Raw genomic sequence first — 15,732 nt, 5'->3', positions numbered from 1 at the left:
GGCCGAGGCCGGCGCCCGCCGCGCCTACCTCGTCTGCGCCTGCGGCGCGGAGCGCTACGGCCTGCCGCTCGCGGAGGCGGCCGGCGTCCTGCCGATGCGCCCCTGCACGCCGGTGCCCGGCGCGGTGCCGGCGCTCCTCGGCCTCGCGGCGGTCTCGGGCCGCATCGTCAGCGTGCTCGACCTCGCCCGCGCGCTGGGCCGTCCCGGTCCGGGCGCCGCCCCCGGCGGCCACCTCGTCGCCCTGCGCACCGGGACGGTGCCCGTCGCCCTCGCGGTCGATCGCGTGATCGGCGTCGTCGAGATCGACGCGGAACCGGCCTCCGCCGGCCCCGAGGCCGACCCGTCGCATCCGCCCTCGGGCGGGATGGGCGCCGCCGCCGTTTCGGGCTATGCCCCCGCCGGGTCCGAGGGCGGCGACTTCGTCGTCCTCGACCTGCCGCGCCTCCTGCGGCGCGCCCTTCCCTGACGCCAGAGGCCGCCCGGCCCCGGAGCAAGCCGCCTTGACCTCGCTGTCGCTCTCGATCGGAAAACGGATCCTGCTCGGCTTCGTCGCCATCACGGTGGTGATCGTCGCCATGGGCCTCTACGCCATCGGCCAGATCGGCGCGGTGCGCGAGGCGACCGACGCGATCGTCGCCCGCGACCTCATGGTGGCGCGCCAGCTCGACGAACTGGCCAACAGGGCGCGCGACATGGGCCTCCAGCGCCGCAACGCGGTGATTGCCGTGCTCTCGCGCGAGACCGACGCGCAGGTGATCAACCGGGCGCTCGACGGCTGGCGCACCGCGGCGGGCGAGGCCGACGCGCTGCTGGCCGCCCTGATCCGCTCCTCGAACAGCTACGCGGAATCGGCCTTCACGCCCGCCCGGGCCGCGATCTGGAAGCGCCTCGCGCTCGGCGCCGCCGACACCGCCAGCCTGTTCCGCCAGCTGCGCACCGCCAGCGAGGCGCAGGTCGCCGCGATCACCGCCCGCGACGCCGCCGCGATCGAGGCGCGCAACCCCGACATCAACGGCATCCAGGAGAGCGTGCTGCGCGGCGTCGAGCAGAACCGCAACGTCCTCGACGAGGGCATCGCCGCGGGCCAGCGCACCGTGCAGGGCATCTACGAGGCGAGCCGCCTGTCGATCCTGGGCACGCTCGCCGCCTGCGCCCTGCTCAGCATCCTCGTGACCATCCTGATCAGCCGGGCCGTGGTCCGGCCGCTGGAGCGGGTGATGGGCTTCGTCGAGCGCGTCGGCTCGGGCGACCTCTCGGGCGAGCTGCCGGCCCAGGGCGGCGACGAGATCGCCCGCCTCAGCCGGACGCTCAACCAGATGGTGGGGGGGCTGGCCGAGCTCGCCCGCACCAACCGGGCCGCGACCGCCGACCTGAACGCGGCGGCCGCCGAGATCCGCGCCTCCGCGCAGGAGCAGGCGGCCTCCGTCGAGGAGCAGTTCGCCGCCGTGCAGGAGACCGCCGCGACGGTCGACGAGATCACCCATTCGGGCGCCCAGATCTCGAAGCGGGCCGGCGAGGTCATCGCCACCGCCCAGGCCACCGCCCAGACCTCCCGCCAAGGCCTGCGGGCGGTGGCCGACACCGCCAAGGCGATGGACGCGATCCGCGAGCAGGCGGAGGCGGTGGCCGGCAACATCGTCGCCCTGTCCGAGAAGACCCAGGTGATCGGCGACATCATCGAGACGGTCAACGACATCTCGGAGCGCACGCACCTGCTGGCGCTCAACGCCGCCATCGAGGCGGCGGCGGCGGGCGAAGGGGGGCGCAGCTTCGCGGTGGTGGCCGCCGAGATGAAGCAGCTCGCCGACCAGGCCAAGGCCGCCACCGTGCAGGTGCGCGGCATCCTCGGCGAGATCCAGCGGGGCATCAACACCTCGGTCATGCTCACCGAGGAGGCGGTCAAGCGCGCCGCCACCGGCAAGGCGCGCTCGGACACGACGCACCGCACGATCGAGGAGATCTCGGCGCGCGTCGAGGAGAACGTCCAGACCTTCCAGCAGATCGTGGCCTCCACCAACCAGCAGCAGCTCGGCATCGAGCAGGTGATGGGCGCGCTCCAGAACATCCGGCAGGCGAGCCAGCAGACGGCGGCCGGCACCCGCGAGGTCGAGGCGGCGTCTGCCAACCTCACGGAGCTGGCCCAGGCCCTGATGGCGCTCGCCGAGCGCTACCGGCACTAGGCCCGGGCTCCCGCCTTGGCCGACATCCGCCAACTCCTGCTCGCCGCCTTCGAGGTCGAGCACCGCGAGCACATCGAGGCGATCCGCGCCGCGCTCGGCGCCGTCGCCTCCGACCGGGCGCCGGACTGGAACGACATCTTCCGCCGGGCCCACAGCCTGAAGGGCGCCTCGCGCGCCGTCGACCTGCCGGCCGTCGAGGCGCTGGCGCACCGTCTGGAGACCCTGTTCGAGCGGGTCAGCACCGGCGCGCCCCTCGGGCGCGAGGCGGCCAACGCGACGCATCTCGCCCTCGACCGGATCGAGGCCTACGTCGCCGCCATCAAGGAGGCGCCGGACGCGGCCATGCCGGGCGACGCGCTGGTCGCGCTCGACCGGTGCCTCGACCCGACCCGGCCGGAGGCGCCCGCGGCGGCCGCCGAGACGCGAGCCGCACCCGCCGCGGCGCCGACCGAGACTCCCGCCCCGGTATCCCGGTCCTCCGCCGGGTCGTCCGCGGAATCCCCGGCCGAGCCCGCGCCGAAGCCCGCGGCTCCGGCCGAGCCGGCGCCGGAGACGGCCCAGACGATCCTGCGCGTGCCGGCCGAGACCGTGGCGGCCCTGTCCCGGGCGAGCCACGACCTCACCGGCGCGCTCGGCGGCGCCCCGGTGGCCGAGGGCCTCGCCCGCATCGCCCGCGCCTGCACCGACCTGCGCCGCCGGGTCGGAGGCTTGGCGGGGGTGGCACAGGCCGCCGACGAGGCCTCCGTCGAGACCGCCAGGGCGGAGCTGCGCGGCCTCGACACGGCGCTCGCGGCGCTGGCCCGCGAGGCCGGCGACCTCGCCCGCCGCCACGCCGCCGCCGCCGCGACCCTCGACGGGGCCGCCGCCCGGGTGCGCGCGGAGGCCGAGCGGCTCGCCCTCGTCCCGGCCGAGACCGTGCTCGGCCTCCTTGCCCGGACCCTGCGCGAGACCGCGCGCGAGCAGGGCCGCGACGTCGCGGTCACCTCCCGCGGCCTCGACGTGCCGGTCGATCGCGCCGTGCTGCAGAGCCTCAAGGACCCGGTCCTGCACGCCCTGCGCAATGCCCTGAGCCACGGTTGGGAGCCGCCGGAGGTCCGCGCCGCCGCGGGCAAGCCCGAGGCGCTGCAGATCGGCCTGGAGGTGGCGCTCCGGGGCGGCCGGCTCCTCGTGACGGTCTGGGACGACGGGCGGGGCCCGGACCTCGCGGCGATCGCCGCCCAGGGCCGCCGTCGCGGCCTCCTCGCTGACGGCGAGGCGCCGGAGCCCGACGCGCTCCTCGCCCTGGTCTTCGAGCCGGGCTTCTCGACGGCGGCCAGCGTCGACACCCTGGCGGGGCGCGGCTTCGGCCTCTCGGTCGTGGCGGATGCCGCCCGTGCCCTCCAGGGCGGCGTGCGCCTCGCGCCCCGCGCCCCGCACGGCAGCCAGCTCGTGCTGAGCCTGCCGCTCGCCGCCTCCCGGCGCAGCCTGCTCCTCGTCGAGGCGGCGGGCGCCACCTACGCCCTGCCGGGCGCGGGCGTGGCGCGCCTGCTGCGGGTCGAGCGCGCCGGCCTGCCCCACGCCATGGGGCGCCCCGTGCTGCGCGTGGCGGACGCGGAGGGCGAGGCGGAGGCGAGCCTGCCGGTGGCGGTGCTCTCCGACCTGCTCGGCCTGCCGGCGGCCGCGCCCGCCCAGACCCTCACCGCGGTGCTGCTGCGGGCGGGCGGCGCCCGCCTCGCCCTCGCGGTCGAGCGGCTGCACGACGTGCGCACGCTCCTCGTCCTGCCGGTGCCGCCGGTGGGCGCCGACCCCGACCTCGTCGCCGGCACCGCGATCCTGCCCGGCGACGTGCCGGTGCTGGTGCTGGACCCGGAGGGGCTGGCCGCCCGCGCGGACGGCGCCCCCGCCGGGCGGGATGGCGGATCCGCGACCGAAGGGGACAGCGCGGCCGTCGGAACCGGGCCGGAATCGCGACGTTCGATGGTGCGCGCGACGATTCTCGTCGTCGATGATTCCATCACCACCCGCACCCTGGAGAAAGGCATCTTGGAAGCGGCCGGCTACCGCGTGGTCGTCTGCGTGGACGGACAGGACGCCCTCGACCGGCTGCGCGCCGAGATCGAGCCGGTCGATCTCGTCCTCGCCGACGTGGAGATGCCCCGCCTCGACGGGTTCGGCCTGCTGCGGGCGCTCAGGGCGGACGAGCGCTTCCGCCGCCTGCCGGCCGTGCTGATGACCTCGCGCGGCGACCCCGAGGACGTCGCCCGCGGCCTCGAACTCGGCGCCGACGCCTACCTGACCAAGCAGGCGTTCGACCAGCGCGGGCTCCTCGACACGATCGGGCGCCTGCTGTGAGCGGGGCCGCCGGGGCGCCGCAGGGCGGGCGCGTGCGGGTGATGCTGGTCGAGGACAGCCTCGTGGTGCGCGAGCTCCTGCGCCACATCGTCTCCCGCGACCCGCGCCTGGAGATCGTCGCCGCCGTCTCCTCCGGCGAGGAGGCGCTGACGATGATCGACGTCGTGCGCCCCGACGTGATCTCGATGGACATCCGGCTCCCCGGCATCGACGGGCTGGAGACCACCCGGCGCATCATGACCGAGCACCCGACGCCGATCGTCGTGGTGGCCGACGCGGTCGAGGATTCCTCGCTGCGCATCTCGATGAACGCGCTGCGCGCCGGTGCCCTCTCGGTCGTCGAGAAGCCGGTGGCGACCACGAACGCGGGCTACGAGGGCGTCGCGGGCGAGATCTGCACGCAGCTCCGGATCATGGCTCAGGTTCCGGTGATCCGGCGCCGGCCGATCGGGACCGAGTGGGCCGGGCGCGGGCCGGCCGCGCGCCCAAGCGCCGCGACGGCCGGCCTGCAGGCGCCGACGGTGCTCGGTATCGCGGCCTCGACCGGCGGGCCCCCGGCGCTCGCCCGGGTGCTCGGTGCGCTCCCCGCCGACTTCCCCCTCCCCGTCCTCCTCGTCCAGCACATGGGCGCGGCCTTCATGGAGGGCTTCGCGAGCTGGCTCGACGGCGTCGTGCCGATGGCGGTCGGCATCGCCCGCGACGGCGAGCAGGCCAGGGCGGGCCGGGTCTACGTGGCGCCCGGCGACCGCCACCTCGAACTCGGCCCCAACCGGAGCCTTCGCATCCTCGATACCGCCCCGGTCTCGGGCCAGCGCCCGGCCGCGACCGTGCTGTTTCGCGCGATGGCCCGGCAATGCGGCGCCTCCGGCATCGGCGTGCTGCTCACCGGCATGGGCGAGGACGGGGCGCTCGGCCTCCTCGACATGCAGGCGGCCGGCGCCCAGACCATCGCCGAGCACGAGAGCACCGCGGTCGTCTACGGCATGCCGGCGGCCGCGGTGCGGCTCGGCGCGGCCCGCAGCGTGCTGCCCCTCGACCGGGTCGCGGGCCAGATCCTGCGCCTCGTCGATCCCGAGGCCGCCCCGTGAGCGTCCCCGTGAGTGCTTCGCCCGAGGCGGCCCCCGAGCCAGGGCCCGCTCCCCACATCCTCCTGGTGGAGGATTCGGAGACGCAGGCGCTGGAGCTGCGCCTCCTTCTCGAACAGAACGGCTTCGCGGTCGCGCGGGCGGCGACGGCGGAGGCGGCCCTCGACCATCTCAATCGCGAGCTGCCCGACCTCGTGGTGGCCGACTACCACCTGCCGGGCATGAACGGCGACGAGCTGACCCGGCAGATGCGCCTGTCGCTGCGCACCCGGGCCCTGCCGCTGCTGATGCTGACCGGCGCCCGCGAGGGCGAGCGCCAGGGCCTGGAGAGCGGCGCCGACGCCTACGTCGCCAAGTCCGACGACCGCGACCTCCTGGTGCTGCGCATCCGCGCGCTGCTGCGCGAGCGCGGCAAGTCCGCGAGCGCCAAGTCCGTGACCGGCAAGTCCGCGACCGGGGAGGCCGTGGCCGGCGAGGCCCCGGGCGCCGCCGGGTTCCGCCGCGGGCGCGTCCTCGTCATCGACGGGAGCGCGACCTACCGCACCTTCCTCGCCGGCCTGCTCGGCCAGGAGGGCCACGCCGTGACCACGGCGGACGGGCCGGCGGACGCGCTCGCCGCCCTCGACCAGGAGGGCGAGCCCTTCGACTGCGTCACCCTCGACCTGCTGAGCCCGTCCTATGACGGGCTGGAGCTGTGCCGGGCGGTCGATGCGCGCCGCACCACCCGGGCGGACGGGGCGGGCTTCCACCTCGTCGGCATCTCGGGCTCGACCCCGGCCAAGGATTTTCTCGTCCGCGCCTACGCGGCCGGCGCCGACGACGTGGTGGCGAAATCCGACGCGGAGGTGCTGGCGCTCCGGGTGCGCGGCCTCGTGCGCCGCCGCCTGCTGGAGGAGGACGACCGCCGCATCGCCGGCGCCTTCGGGGCCCGCGAGCGCGCCGTGGAGCGCGCCCGCGCCGAGGCCGAGGCGGCGGAAGCCCGCGCCAGCCTCGCCGACGCGCTGGAACAGGCCAACACCGACCTCGCCACGGCCAACCGCCGGCTGACCGAGGCGCAGGCCAAGCTCGTCCAGGCCGCCAAGATGGCCTCGCTCGGCGAGCTGGTCGCGGGCATCGCCCACGAGATCAACAACCCGCTGGCCTTCATCCTGGCCCACCAGGGCACGGTCGAGCGCCTGCTCGGCGAGCTGCCCGCGCCCGCCGACGAGCGCGGCGCGCGGGGCCTCGCCAAGGCTCGCGACCGGGTCGGCGCCATGCGGATGGGCCTGACCCGGATCCAGGATCTCGTCCTCAACCTGCGCAAGTTCTCGCGCCTCGACGAGGGCGAGCGGGCGCTCGTCAACGTGCCGGAGGCGATCGAGACCGTGCTGGCGCTGATCCAGCACAAGCTCGGGACCGGCATCGGCGTGGAGCGCGACTTCGCCGGGCGGGCCGAGATCCGCTGCACCCCGGCGCTGCTCAACCAAGTGGTGATGAACATCCTCTCCAACGCCGCCGACGCGATGCCGGAGGGCGGCACCATCCGGATCGCCACCCAGTCGAGCGAGGAGACCGACGAGATCCGCATCAGCGACACCGGCCCCGGCATCCCGGAGGGCTTGCGCGAGAAGATCTTCGAGCCCTTCTTCACCACGAAGCCCGTCGGGTCCGGCACCGGACTCGGCCTCGCGATTGCCTACAGCGTCGTTCAGGCGCATAGCGGCGTCCTCAGCGTGGAGACGGCCCCCGGGGGTGGTGCCTGCTTCGTGATCGGGATCCCGCGGCAGGCTGTGGACGCATGACGCACGGTATCCAGGACGGTTTGCGAGAGAACGGGGTGGGTTTGGCGGCGAGCCGCGGCACGATCCTGGCCGTCGATGACGAGCCGGACATCCTGATCGCCCTCGAGGACCTCTTCGAGGACGATTACCGGGTCCTCACCAGCCCCAAGCCTGCCGAGGCGCTGGAGATCCTGCGGGCCGAGCCGGACATCGCCGTCGTGATCTCGGACCAGCGCATGCCGGGCATGACCGGCGACGCGCTGCTGGCCGAGGCCCGCACCTTCCACGACGCCCAGGCGATCCTCCTCACCGGGTACGCCGACATCACGGCCGTGATCGCCGCGCTCAACCGCGGCGGCATCATCGGCTACGTCACCAAGCCCTGGGACGCGGGGCTCCTGCGCGGCACGGTCCGCACCGCCTTCGAGCGCCACAGCCTCGGGCGGGAGCTCGCCACCGAGCGCGCCCTGCTGCGCGGCCTCCTCGACCACGCCGAGGAGGCGATCTCCTTCAAGGACGCAGGCGGCCGCTTCGTGCGCCTCAACGCCCGCAAGGCGGCGCTGCTCGGACGCTCCGTCGCCGACAGCCTGGGACAGCGCGAGGCGGACCTCGCGCCCGTCGCGCCCGAGAGCGCGGCCGCGGACGCGGCCGCGATCCGCTCCGGCGAGGTCGGCAACGCCCTCGTCTCGGAGGGGCCGCCCGGGGTCGAGCGCTGGACGCAGGTGGTGCGCGTGCCGATCCGCGACGCGGCGGGCGCGGTCGCCCACCTCGCCACGATCGAGCGCGACGTCACCGAGCAGAAGAGCCTGGAGGCGCGCCTGCGCCAGTCCGACAAGATGCAGGCGCTCGGCACGCTCGCCGGCGGCATCGCGCACGATTTCAACAACCTGCTGACCGCCATCCTCGGCAGCCTGGAACTCGCCGTGCCGAAGGTGGAGGGCCAGCCCCGCGTCCAGCGCCTGATCGAGAACGCCCGGGGCGCGGCCGAGCGCGGCGCCTCGCTGACCAAGCGCCTCCTCAGCTTCAGCCGCACCCACGACCTGCACGCCCGCGCCACCGACGTGAACGCGCTGATCGCCGGCATGAGCGACCTGTTCGGGCGCAGCCTCGGCGGGCTGGTCAGCGTGCGGACCGACCTCGCCCCGGACCTGCCGCCCGCGCAGGTCGATCCCGACCAGCTCGAACTCGCGGTGCTCAACCTCTGCATCAACGCCCGTGACGCGATGCCCGACGGCGGCGCCATCGTGATCGCCACGGACCGCCTGCACATCGCCGACGACCCCGATCTCGCCCCCGGCCCCTACGTGCGGGTGAGCGTGACGGACGAGGGCAGCGGCATTCCCCCCGAGATCCTGAAGCGGGTCTGCGAGCCCTTCTTCACCACCAAGGCGGTCGGCCAGGGCACGGGGCTCGGCCTCGCCATGGTGTTCGGCCTCGCCCAGCAATCGAAGGGCCGCTTCAGCATCGAGAGCACGGTCGGGCGCGGCACGCGCGTGGAACTCGCCCTGCCCTGCGCCGAGGCCGCGCCCCGGGCCGCGACGGTGGAGGAAGCCGACGTGCCGGTGGCGAGCCGCCCCGCACGCGTCCTCGTGGTCGACGACGACCCGGAGGTACGCCACGTCACCGCCTCCTTCATCCGCCGCTTCGGCTACCGCGAGGTCGAGGCCGAGAGCGGCGCGGCGGCGGTCGGGATCCTGGAGCGCGAGACCTTCGACCTCGTGGTGGCCGATCTCGCCATGCCGGGCATGAGCGGCGTCGATCTGGCGAACCTCGTGCGTACGCGCTGGCCGGACCTGCCGCTCCTGATCCTCACCGGCCACGCCGAGGCCGTCGAGATCCCCGAGGACCTGCCGGTCCTGGCCAAGCCCTTCCAGTCGGCGGAGCTGGCGCGGCGGGTGTCGGCGCTGCTGGATTGAGGCTCGGGCGGGCGCTGCTCAGCCGCGCTCCGCCAGATCGATCGCGTCCCTCAGCACGCGGCGACCGACCGGGAAGGCCTCGGCGATCAGATCGGCGGCGTGCGCGGTCGGGATGATGCTGTGGGCGAGCGTGTCGCTGTTCCGGCGGGCCTGGTGCTCCAGCGATTCGAGCGTGCGCTCCAGCGCGTCGGGAACCTCGCGCGCCATCACCTCCGCGAGAGCGGGCCGCGCCCGCGCCGCGGCGGCCAGATCGAACACGTCGCGGGCCGTGAAGCGGGCCGAGCGGAAGCGGATCTTCTTCACCAGGATCTCTTCGGGCGTCTCCACCGGAATGCGGCCCGCCCCGTGATCCATCCAGGCGTAGCCCGGCTCCGTCTGGAGGACGACCGACAGGAAGTCGATCTCGCCCTCTGGCCGCTCGTACTTCAGGTAATGGCCTGGCCACTGGTAGGTGCCGGAGATGCGCGCCGCGGCCGGGTTCTGCTGCGGCGTGAAGCGCTTCAGGGGCACGCCCGGCACGAACAGGTCCACGTCGTAGCTGATCCGGTGGTCGATCCAGAGTGCGAGCGCCGTACCGCGGCCGAGGGTCCAGGGCGCGGGCCGCGTCTCGTCGGTCCCGGGGCCGAAGACGTGGTCGAGCGCCGGCAGCGCGAGATCGAGCAGCCGGCGCCACTGCGGGTCAGGCGCGCTCATCGAGCCAGAGCCGCGTGGGGTGATCCGGCGGGAGGCAGCGACGGGCCCCCCTCGCGAGGGCCCCGTAGGTGACAGCGCCGCTGCGGGCGAGGTCGCTGATCGTCTCGACCTCCACCTCGTCGAAGAAGGCGTAGAGATGCTCCGCGCCCGCCTTGTCGGGAGCGCCCAGCGCCGACAGCAGGGTCTCGGTATCGATCGGATCCGGGACCGAGGCATTGATGTGCCGCACAGCCAGAGCCAGCGGCCGTTCCGCGTCGCGCGGCAGAGCTGTCGGCATGGGCGCCTCCCGGGACGTGGTCCCCGACCATCCTGCACCGGCCCGCGCCCGAAATGAAGAAGGCGGCCCCGAGGGACCGCCTTCCGCGAGAGACCGTTGATGCCGGACCGGCTCAGGCCGCGTCGGCAACCTGCTGGCTCGGGCCCGAATCCTTGCCGCGGGCATCGACGTCGCGATCGACGAACTCGATCACGGCCATCGGGGCGTTGTCGCCGTGGCGGAAGCCCGCCTTCATGATGCGGCAGTAGCCGCCCGGGCGACCCTGGTAGCGCGGGCCCAGCACCGTGAAGAGCTTCTTGACCATGTCGGCGTCGCGCAGCTGCGCCATCGCCAGGCGGCGGGTGTGGACGCTGTCGGTGCGGCCGAGCGAGATCAGCTTCTCGACGACCGGGCGCAGGTCCTTCGCCTTCGGCAGGGTGGTGATGATCTGCTCGTGCTTGATCAGCGCGGCGGACATGTTGGCGAACATCGCCTTGCGATGCTCGGCCGTGCGGTTGAAGCGGCGACCGCGGTAACCGTGACGCATGGTGCTGGCCTTTCCGTATGCTGCCGGCCGCCGTGCCAAGGAACGGCCGGTGCCTCCTCAGGAGGCGTCTTCGTTCTCCGCTTGACCCCGCGGCGGGAATTTTTGGGTGGGGCGTCCCGGCTTCGCTGGGACGCCGCCGTCGCGGTGCTGCCGCCCGGCTCAAGCCAGGGCGGCCGCGCGCCCTAGTAATGCTCCTCGAAGCGCTTGGCGAGGTCCTCGATGTTCTCCGGCGGCCAGCCGGGGATGTCCATGCCGAGGTGCAGGCCCATGCCGGCGAGCACTTCCTTGATCTCGTTGAGCGACTTGCGGCCGAAGTTCGGCGTGCGCAGCATCTCGCCCTCGGACTTCTGGATGAGGTCGCCGATATAGACGATGTTGTCGTTCTTCAGGCAGTTCGCCGAGCGGACCGAGAGCTCCAGCTCGTCCACCTTCTTGAGCAGGGCCGGGTTGAAGGGCAGCTGCGGCGCGAGCGGGGCGGCCTCTTCCTTGCGCGGATCCTCGAAGTTCACGAAGACCTGCAGCTGGTCCTGGATGATGCGCGCGGCGTAGGCCAGCGCGTCCTCCGGCGAGACCGCGCCGTTGGTCTCGACCGTCATGGTCAGCTTGTCCTTGTCGAGATCCTGGCCCTCGCGGGTGTTCTCGACGCGGTAGGAGACCTTGGTGACGGGGGAGAACAGCGAGTCGACCGGGATCAGGCCGATCGGCGCGTCCTCGGGGCGGTTGCGCTCGGCCGGGACGTAGCCCTTGCCGGTGGCGACCGTGAACTCCATGCGGATCTCGGCGCCGTCGTCCAGCGTGCAGATCACGAGGTCGGGGTTCAGCACCTGCACGTCGCCGGTGACCGCGATGTCGCCGGCCGTGACGAGGCCGGGGCCCGTCTTGCGCAGGGTCATGCGCTTCGGGGTGTCCGACTGCGAGCGGATCGCGATCGTCTTGATGTTCAGGACGATGTCGGTGACGTCCTCGCGCACGCCCGGGATCGAGGAGAACTCGTGCAGCACGCCGTCGATCTGCACGGCGGTGACGGCCGCGCCCTGCAGCGAGGAGAGCAGCACGCGGCGGAGCGAGTTGCCGAGGGTGGTGCCGAAGCCGCGCTCCAGCGGCTCGGCCACGACGGTGGCGACGCGCTTCGGGTCGTCGCCGGTCGTCACCTGCAGCTTGTTCGGCTTGATCAGCTCTTGCCAGTTCTTCTGAATGACCACGGTCCTACCTCTCGCCTCTCACGCGTGCCGCCCGGAGGCGTCTCGCGTTTCGGCCGGCCCGCCTGGCTGCCCCCGCCCGCGGAACCGGTCCCTGAATGAAACCTATTGTGCGGCGACCCAGAGCTCCGGCACGAAGCTGTAGGCCGCCCCGTCCCGCGCCACGTAGCCGAGCGCCGGGAATTCGAGGTGGTTGCCGGCGATGAAGCTCCGGTCGTTCGCCACCATGTCGAGCACGCGCTTGCGGGTCTCGCGCGCCTGCTCGACATCGACGTCGAAGACCATGCCGGCCTCCGGCTGCTTGAACTGGATCGCGGGCAGATGCACCACGTCGGTCCAGCTGAACAGGCTCTTGTCCCCGGAAACGATCCGGAAGCCCGTGTGCCCCGGCGTGTGGCCGGGCAGGTGCACGGCCTCGATGCCGGGCAGAACCTCGCCGCCCCGGTGGTAGCGCAGGCGGCCGCCGTAGGGCGCCACCGCGTTCCGGGCGTTCTCGAAATAGGACTTGGCACCCTCCGGCGCGCGGGCCAGCGCGTCCTCGCCGAGCCAGTGCGCCGCCTCGTCGGTGTGCAGCACGATCTCGGCGTTCGGGTAGCGCCCCTGCCCCCGCTCGTCGATCAGCCCGCCGACATGGTCGGGATGCAGGTGCGAGACCAGCACCGTACCGATCTCCTCCGGCCGGACCCCCGCGAATGCCAAAGCTGCGGGCACATGGCCGAGCGTGGGACCGCCGAGGCTGCCCATGCCAGCGTCGATCAGGACGGGCTTGCGGCCCGGGCCCGTGATCAGGAAGGCGTTGAGCGTGATGCGCGGGTCCTGGGCGCGAAAGCCGGCGGCCTGGAGGCTGCCGGCCTCTTCCTTGGAGATGCCCGCGACCAGATCGAGGGAGCCCTGCAGGTACCCGTCGTTGAGGACCGTGACCGTGAGGTCGCCGACCGGCCAACGCAGGGCGCCTGGAAGTGCCTTCGAGCTGTCCGTCACGCAGATCTCCCCGTTCGCATGCACTCGTGGGCGGCGCCGTCGAGACGACCCCGCCCTGTGGCACGGCCCCGCGACGGGGCCGTGTCGGTCGCACGATCAGACGCGACGGCGCTTGCGCGGACGGCAGCCGTTATGCGGGATCGAGGTCACGTCGCGGATCGAGGTGACGGTGAAGCCCGCGGCCTGAAGGGCGCGCAGCGCCGACTCGCGGCCCGAACCGGGGCCCGAGACCTCGACTTCGAGGGTGCGCATGCCGTGCTCGGCGGCCTTGCGGGCGGCGTCCTCGGCGGCGACCTGCGCGGCGTACGGCGTCGACTTGCGCGAGCCCTTGAAGCCCATCGCGCCCGACGAGGACCACGAGATCGTGTTGCCCTGCGCGTCGGTGATGGTCACCATCGTGTTGTTGAACGAGGCGTTCACGTGCGCGACGCCCGAGACGATGTTCTTGCGCTCGCGGCGGCGGACGCGTTGCGGTTCCTTGGCCATAATCTGCTCGTCTGTCCTTCAGGCACGCCCGTAATGCCAGGCGCTCGGGATTCTTTTGGGATGTCGGCGGCGCGCCTCTTGAGAACCGCGGCGCCTGTCCGGGGCCGCAGAGGGACACCCGTACGACGGAGAGGAGGCCGAGCGCAGCACGGCCTCCCAAGTCCGAAAACCTTACTTCTTCTTGCCGGCGATCGGCTTCGCCTTGCCCTTGCGGGTGCGGGCGTTGGTGTGGGTGCGCTGGCCGCGGACGGGCAGCTGCTTGCGGTGACGGAGGCCGCGGTAGCAGGCCAGGTCCATCAGGCGCTTGATGTTCATCGAGACTTCGCGGCGCAGGTCGCCCTCGACGATGTAGTCGCGGTCGATCGTCTCGCGGATCTGGAGCACCTCGGCGTCGGTGAGCTGGTTCACGCGGCGCTCCGCCGGGATGCCGACCTTGCCGGTGATCTCCTCGGCCTTCTTGGGGCCGATGCCGTGGATGTACTGCAGCGCGATGACGACGCGCTTGCCGGTCGGGATGTTGACGCCTGCGATACGGGCCAAGATACACTCCATCGCCGAACCGTGCGGTCCGGTCTTTCTGATTGCCGCGCGTCCGGTGGAGTCCGGCCCCTGCGCGCCCGTCGAACGACGACACGGCCCGCGGCCGCCCGATCAGGGCACCTCGAGCCACGTTTCGAATGGACGAAGACCGGCCTGCTAGCGCGGGCCGGTCCTCCTGTCAACAGCAGTTGTGGACGGAAACGCGATCAGGCCCCCGCCGTCTCGGCGTGGGGCTCGAGGATCGTCATCAGCGCGGCCGTGACCGTGTCGATCGGCTGCATGCCGTCGATCGTCTCCAGCTTGCCGGCCTGGGCGTAGTAGTCGGAGAGCGGCGCCGTCTGGGCCCGGTAGGCTTCCAGGCGGGACTTGAACACCTCGGGCGTGTCGTCCTTGCGCACCGGCAGGCCCTTGGCGGCGGTCTCGGCAGCCCGCGTGGCGATGCGGCCGACCAGCGCGTCCTCGTCCACCTTCAGCTCGACCACGGTCGAGAGCGCGATGCCCTTCTGCTCCAGCATGGCGTCGAGGGCCTTGGCCTGCTCGACGGTGCGCGGGAAGCCGTCGAGGATGAAGCCGCGCCGCGCGTCCGCCTCCTCGATCCGGTCGGCCACGATGCCGACGACGATCTGATCGGAGACGAGGCCGCCCGATTCCATCACGGCCTTCGCCTCGAGGCCCACCGGCGTGCCGGCGGCCACCGCGGCGCGCAGCATGTCGCCGGTCGAGAGCTGGGGGATGCCGAAACGTGCCACGATCCGCTCGGACTGGGTGCCCTTCCCCGCGCCGGGCGGTCCGAGCAGAATGATGCGCATGGCCGTGTGTCCTCGTCCTTGTCCGCTCTGGCAGCGGCTTCCGGGGCGATGGCGAAGCCTCCCCGGCATCGCCTTGGGTGGTGGGTTTGTAGCCGGGTTCTACCGCGGAGGGCAGCCGGACCAAAGACGGGGAGCGTGCATTCTCCCCGTCCTGTTCCGCGTCTCAGCGCCGGCGCTGCGTGGTCGAGGCGCCGCGCAGCTTGGCCTTCTTCACCAGCCCCTCGTACTGGTGCGCCATCAGGTGCCCGTGGATCTGGGCCACCGTGTCCATCGTCACCGAGACCACGATGAGGAGCGAGGTGCCGCCGAAGGCGAGGCTCTGCGAGGAGAGCGCCATCGCCAGGATCTCGGGCGCGAGGCAGACGAAGGTCAGGTAGAGCGCGCCGATCACCGTGATGCGGGTGAGCACCTTGTCGATGAAGGCCGCGGTGCGCTCGCCCGGACGGATGCCCGGGATGAAGCCGCCATGCTTCTTCAGGTTGTCGGCCGTCTCCTGCGGGTTGAAGACCACCGCCGTGTAGAAGAACGTGAAGAAGATGATCAGCGCCGCGTAGAGCAGCATGTAGACCGGCTGGCCGTGGCCGAGCAGCGTGGTCAGCGTGCCGAGGAAGCCGGACGAGCCCTGGTTCGCCGAGAAGCTCGCCACGGTCGCCGGCAGCAGCAGCAGCGAGGAGGCGAAGATCGGCGGGATCACGCCCGAGGTGTTGAGCTTGAGCGGCAGGAACGAGGTCTGGCCCTCGTACATGCGGTTGCCGACCTGACGCTTCGGGTAGTTGATCAGGACGCGGCGCTGGGCGCGCTCCATGAACACGATGAAGTAGATCAGCGCGACGGCGCCGACCGCCGAGCCGAGCAGCGTGGCGGGCGACATGGCGCCGGTGCGGCTGAGTTCGAGCGCGCCCGCGATCGCCACCGGCAGGTGGGCCACGATACCGGCGAAGATGATGAG

Annotated in this window: 15 protein-coding genes; 6 read left to right on the top strand and 9 right to left on the bottom strand. The window is 72.9% G+C overall.

Going from position 1 to position 15,732, the window contains the following annotated elements; translation table 11 throughout:
• The 6 genes from AX737_RS36630 to AX737_RS36655 all read left to right on the top strand — a co-directional run.
• The coding region (locus AX737_RS36630; RefSeq protein WP_066917979.1) for a chemotaxis protein CheW at positions 1-466 on the top strand (466 nt) is incomplete at its 5' end.
• 43 nt (positions 467-509) lie between these two features.
• Complete coding sequence (locus AX737_RS36635; RefSeq protein ID WP_082772788.1) at positions 510-2,180, top strand: methyl-accepting chemotaxis protein; 1,671 nt, start codon at positions 510-512, stop codon at positions 2,178-2,180.
• A 15-nt stretch (positions 2,181-2,195) separates the two neighbouring features.
• Entirely contained in the window at positions 2,196-4,511 is a 2,316-nt protein-coding gene (locus AX737_RS36640) for a response regulator (protein ID WP_066917981.1), read from the top strand.
• A gap of 41 nt (positions 4,512-4,552) precedes the next feature.
• Positions 4,553-5,599: a chemotaxis-specific protein-glutamate methyltransferase CheB gene (gene cheB, locus AX737_RS36645; RefSeq protein ID WP_066917999.1), complete on the top strand. Its 1,047-nt coding sequence runs from the start codon at positions 4,553-4,555 to the stop codon at positions 5,597-5,599.
• Positions 5,596-7,377, top strand: a complete 1,782-nt coding sequence (locus AX737_RS36650; protein ID WP_238229616.1) for a response regulator — start codon at positions 5,596-5,598, stop codon at positions 7,375-7,377. Before cheB ends, AX737_RS36650 begins: the two co-directional genes overlap by 4 nt.
• Positions 7,374-9,272, top strand: coding sequence for a response regulator (locus AX737_RS36655; protein WP_066917984.1), 1,899 nt, complete (start codon positions 7,374-7,376; stop codon positions 9,270-9,272). Before AX737_RS36650 ends, AX737_RS36655 begins: the two co-directional genes overlap by 4 nt.
• 18 nt (positions 9,273-9,290) lie before the next feature.
• Here AX737_RS36655 and AX737_RS36660 read toward each other — a convergent pair whose 3' ends face one another.
• From AX737_RS36660 to AX737_RS36700, 9 genes are all read right to left on the bottom strand, one after another.
• The gene (locus AX737_RS36660) at positions 9,291-9,965 is read right to left on the bottom strand and encodes a nucleotidyl transferase AbiEii/AbiGii toxin family protein (RefSeq protein WP_066917985.1); all 675 of its coding nucleotides are present in this window, start codon (positions 9,963-9,965) and stop codon (positions 9,291-9,293) included.
• Positions 9,952-10,242, bottom strand: coding sequence for a hypothetical protein (locus tag AX737_RS36665; RefSeq protein WP_066917986.1), 291 nt, complete (start codon positions 10,240-10,242; stop codon positions 9,952-9,954). The genes AX737_RS36660 and AX737_RS36665 overlap by 14 nt, the downstream gene beginning before the upstream one ends.
• 112 nt (positions 10,243-10,354) lie before the next feature.
• Positions 10,355-10,768: a 50S ribosomal protein L17 gene (gene rplQ / locus AX737_RS36670; RefSeq protein ID WP_066917987.1), complete on the bottom strand. Its 414-nt coding sequence runs from the start codon at positions 10,766-10,768 to the stop codon at positions 10,355-10,357.
• A 182-nt stretch (positions 10,769-10,950) separates the two neighbouring features.
• Positions 10,951-11,970, bottom strand: a complete 1,020-nt coding sequence (locus AX737_RS36675) for a DNA-directed RNA polymerase subunit alpha (RefSeq protein WP_066917989.1) — start codon at positions 11,968-11,970, stop codon at positions 10,951-10,953.
• Between the two features lie 102 nt (positions 11,971-12,072).
• Positions 12,073-12,948: an MBL fold metallo-hydrolase gene (locus AX737_RS36680; protein WP_066918002.1), complete on the bottom strand. Its 876-nt coding sequence runs from the start codon at positions 12,946-12,948 to the stop codon at positions 12,073-12,075.
• A gap of 96 nt (positions 12,949-13,044) precedes the next feature.
• A complete protein-coding gene (gene rpsK / locus AX737_RS36685; RefSeq protein WP_066917992.1) occupies positions 13,045-13,434 on the bottom strand; it encodes a 30S ribosomal protein S11 in 390 nt (129 codons plus the stop codon).
• 171 nt (positions 13,435-13,605) lie between these two features.
• Complete coding sequence (gene rpsM / locus AX737_RS36690; protein ID WP_066917993.1) at positions 13,606-13,974, bottom strand: 30S ribosomal protein S13; 369 nt, start codon at positions 13,972-13,974, stop codon at positions 13,606-13,608.
• Between the two features lie 206 nt (positions 13,975-14,180).
• Entirely contained in the window at positions 14,181-14,783 is a 603-nt protein-coding gene (locus AX737_RS36695) for an adenylate kinase (RefSeq protein WP_066917994.1), read from the bottom strand.
• A gap of 163 nt (positions 14,784-14,946) precedes the next feature.
• Positions 14,947-15,732, bottom strand: a 786-nt coding sequence (locus AX737_RS36700) for a preprotein translocase subunit SecY (RefSeq protein WP_197430383.1), incomplete at its 5' end; no start/stop codon positions are given.

The organism is Methylobacterium sp. CCH5-D2, assembly GCF_001556475.1.
GTDB lineage: Bacteria > Pseudomonadota > Alphaproteobacteria > Rhizobiales > Beijerinckiaceae > Methylobacterium > Methylobacterium hispanicum.
The sequence above is the reverse complement of the archived record's forward strand: the minus strand, read 5'-3'. Positions and strand labels throughout refer to the sequence as shown.

What these genes read in the sequence shown, in the direction of transcription:
- AX737_RS36695 (WP_066917994.1), bottom strand. Translation starts at nt 14,783, where the DNA reads ATGCGCATCATTCTGCTCGGACCGCCCGGCGCGGGGAAGGGCACCCAG.
- rpsK (WP_066917992.1), bottom strand. Translation starts at nt 13,434, where the DNA reads ATGGCCAAGGAACCGCAACGCGTCCGCCGCCGCGAGCGCAAGAACATC.
- cheB (WP_066917999.1), top strand. Translation starts at nt 4,553, where the DNA reads ATGCTGGTCGAGGACAGCCTCGTGGTGCGCGAGCTCCTGCGCCACATC.
- rplQ (WP_066917987.1), bottom strand. Translation starts at nt 10,768, where the DNA reads ATGCGTCACGGTTACCGCGGTCGCCGCTTCAACCGCACGGCCGAGCAT.
- AX737_RS36665 (WP_066917986.1), bottom strand. Translation starts at nt 10,242, where the DNA reads ATGCCGACAGCTCTGCCGCGCGACGCGGAACGGCCGCTGGCTCTGGCT.
- AX737_RS36660 (WP_066917985.1), bottom strand. Translation starts at nt 9,965, where the DNA reads ATGAGCGCGCCTGACCCGCAGTGGCGCCGGCTGCTCGATCTCGCGCTG.
- AX737_RS36655 (WP_066917984.1), top strand. Translation starts at nt 7,374, where the DNA reads ATGACGCACGGTATCCAGGACGGTTTGCGAGAGAACGGGGTGGGTTTG.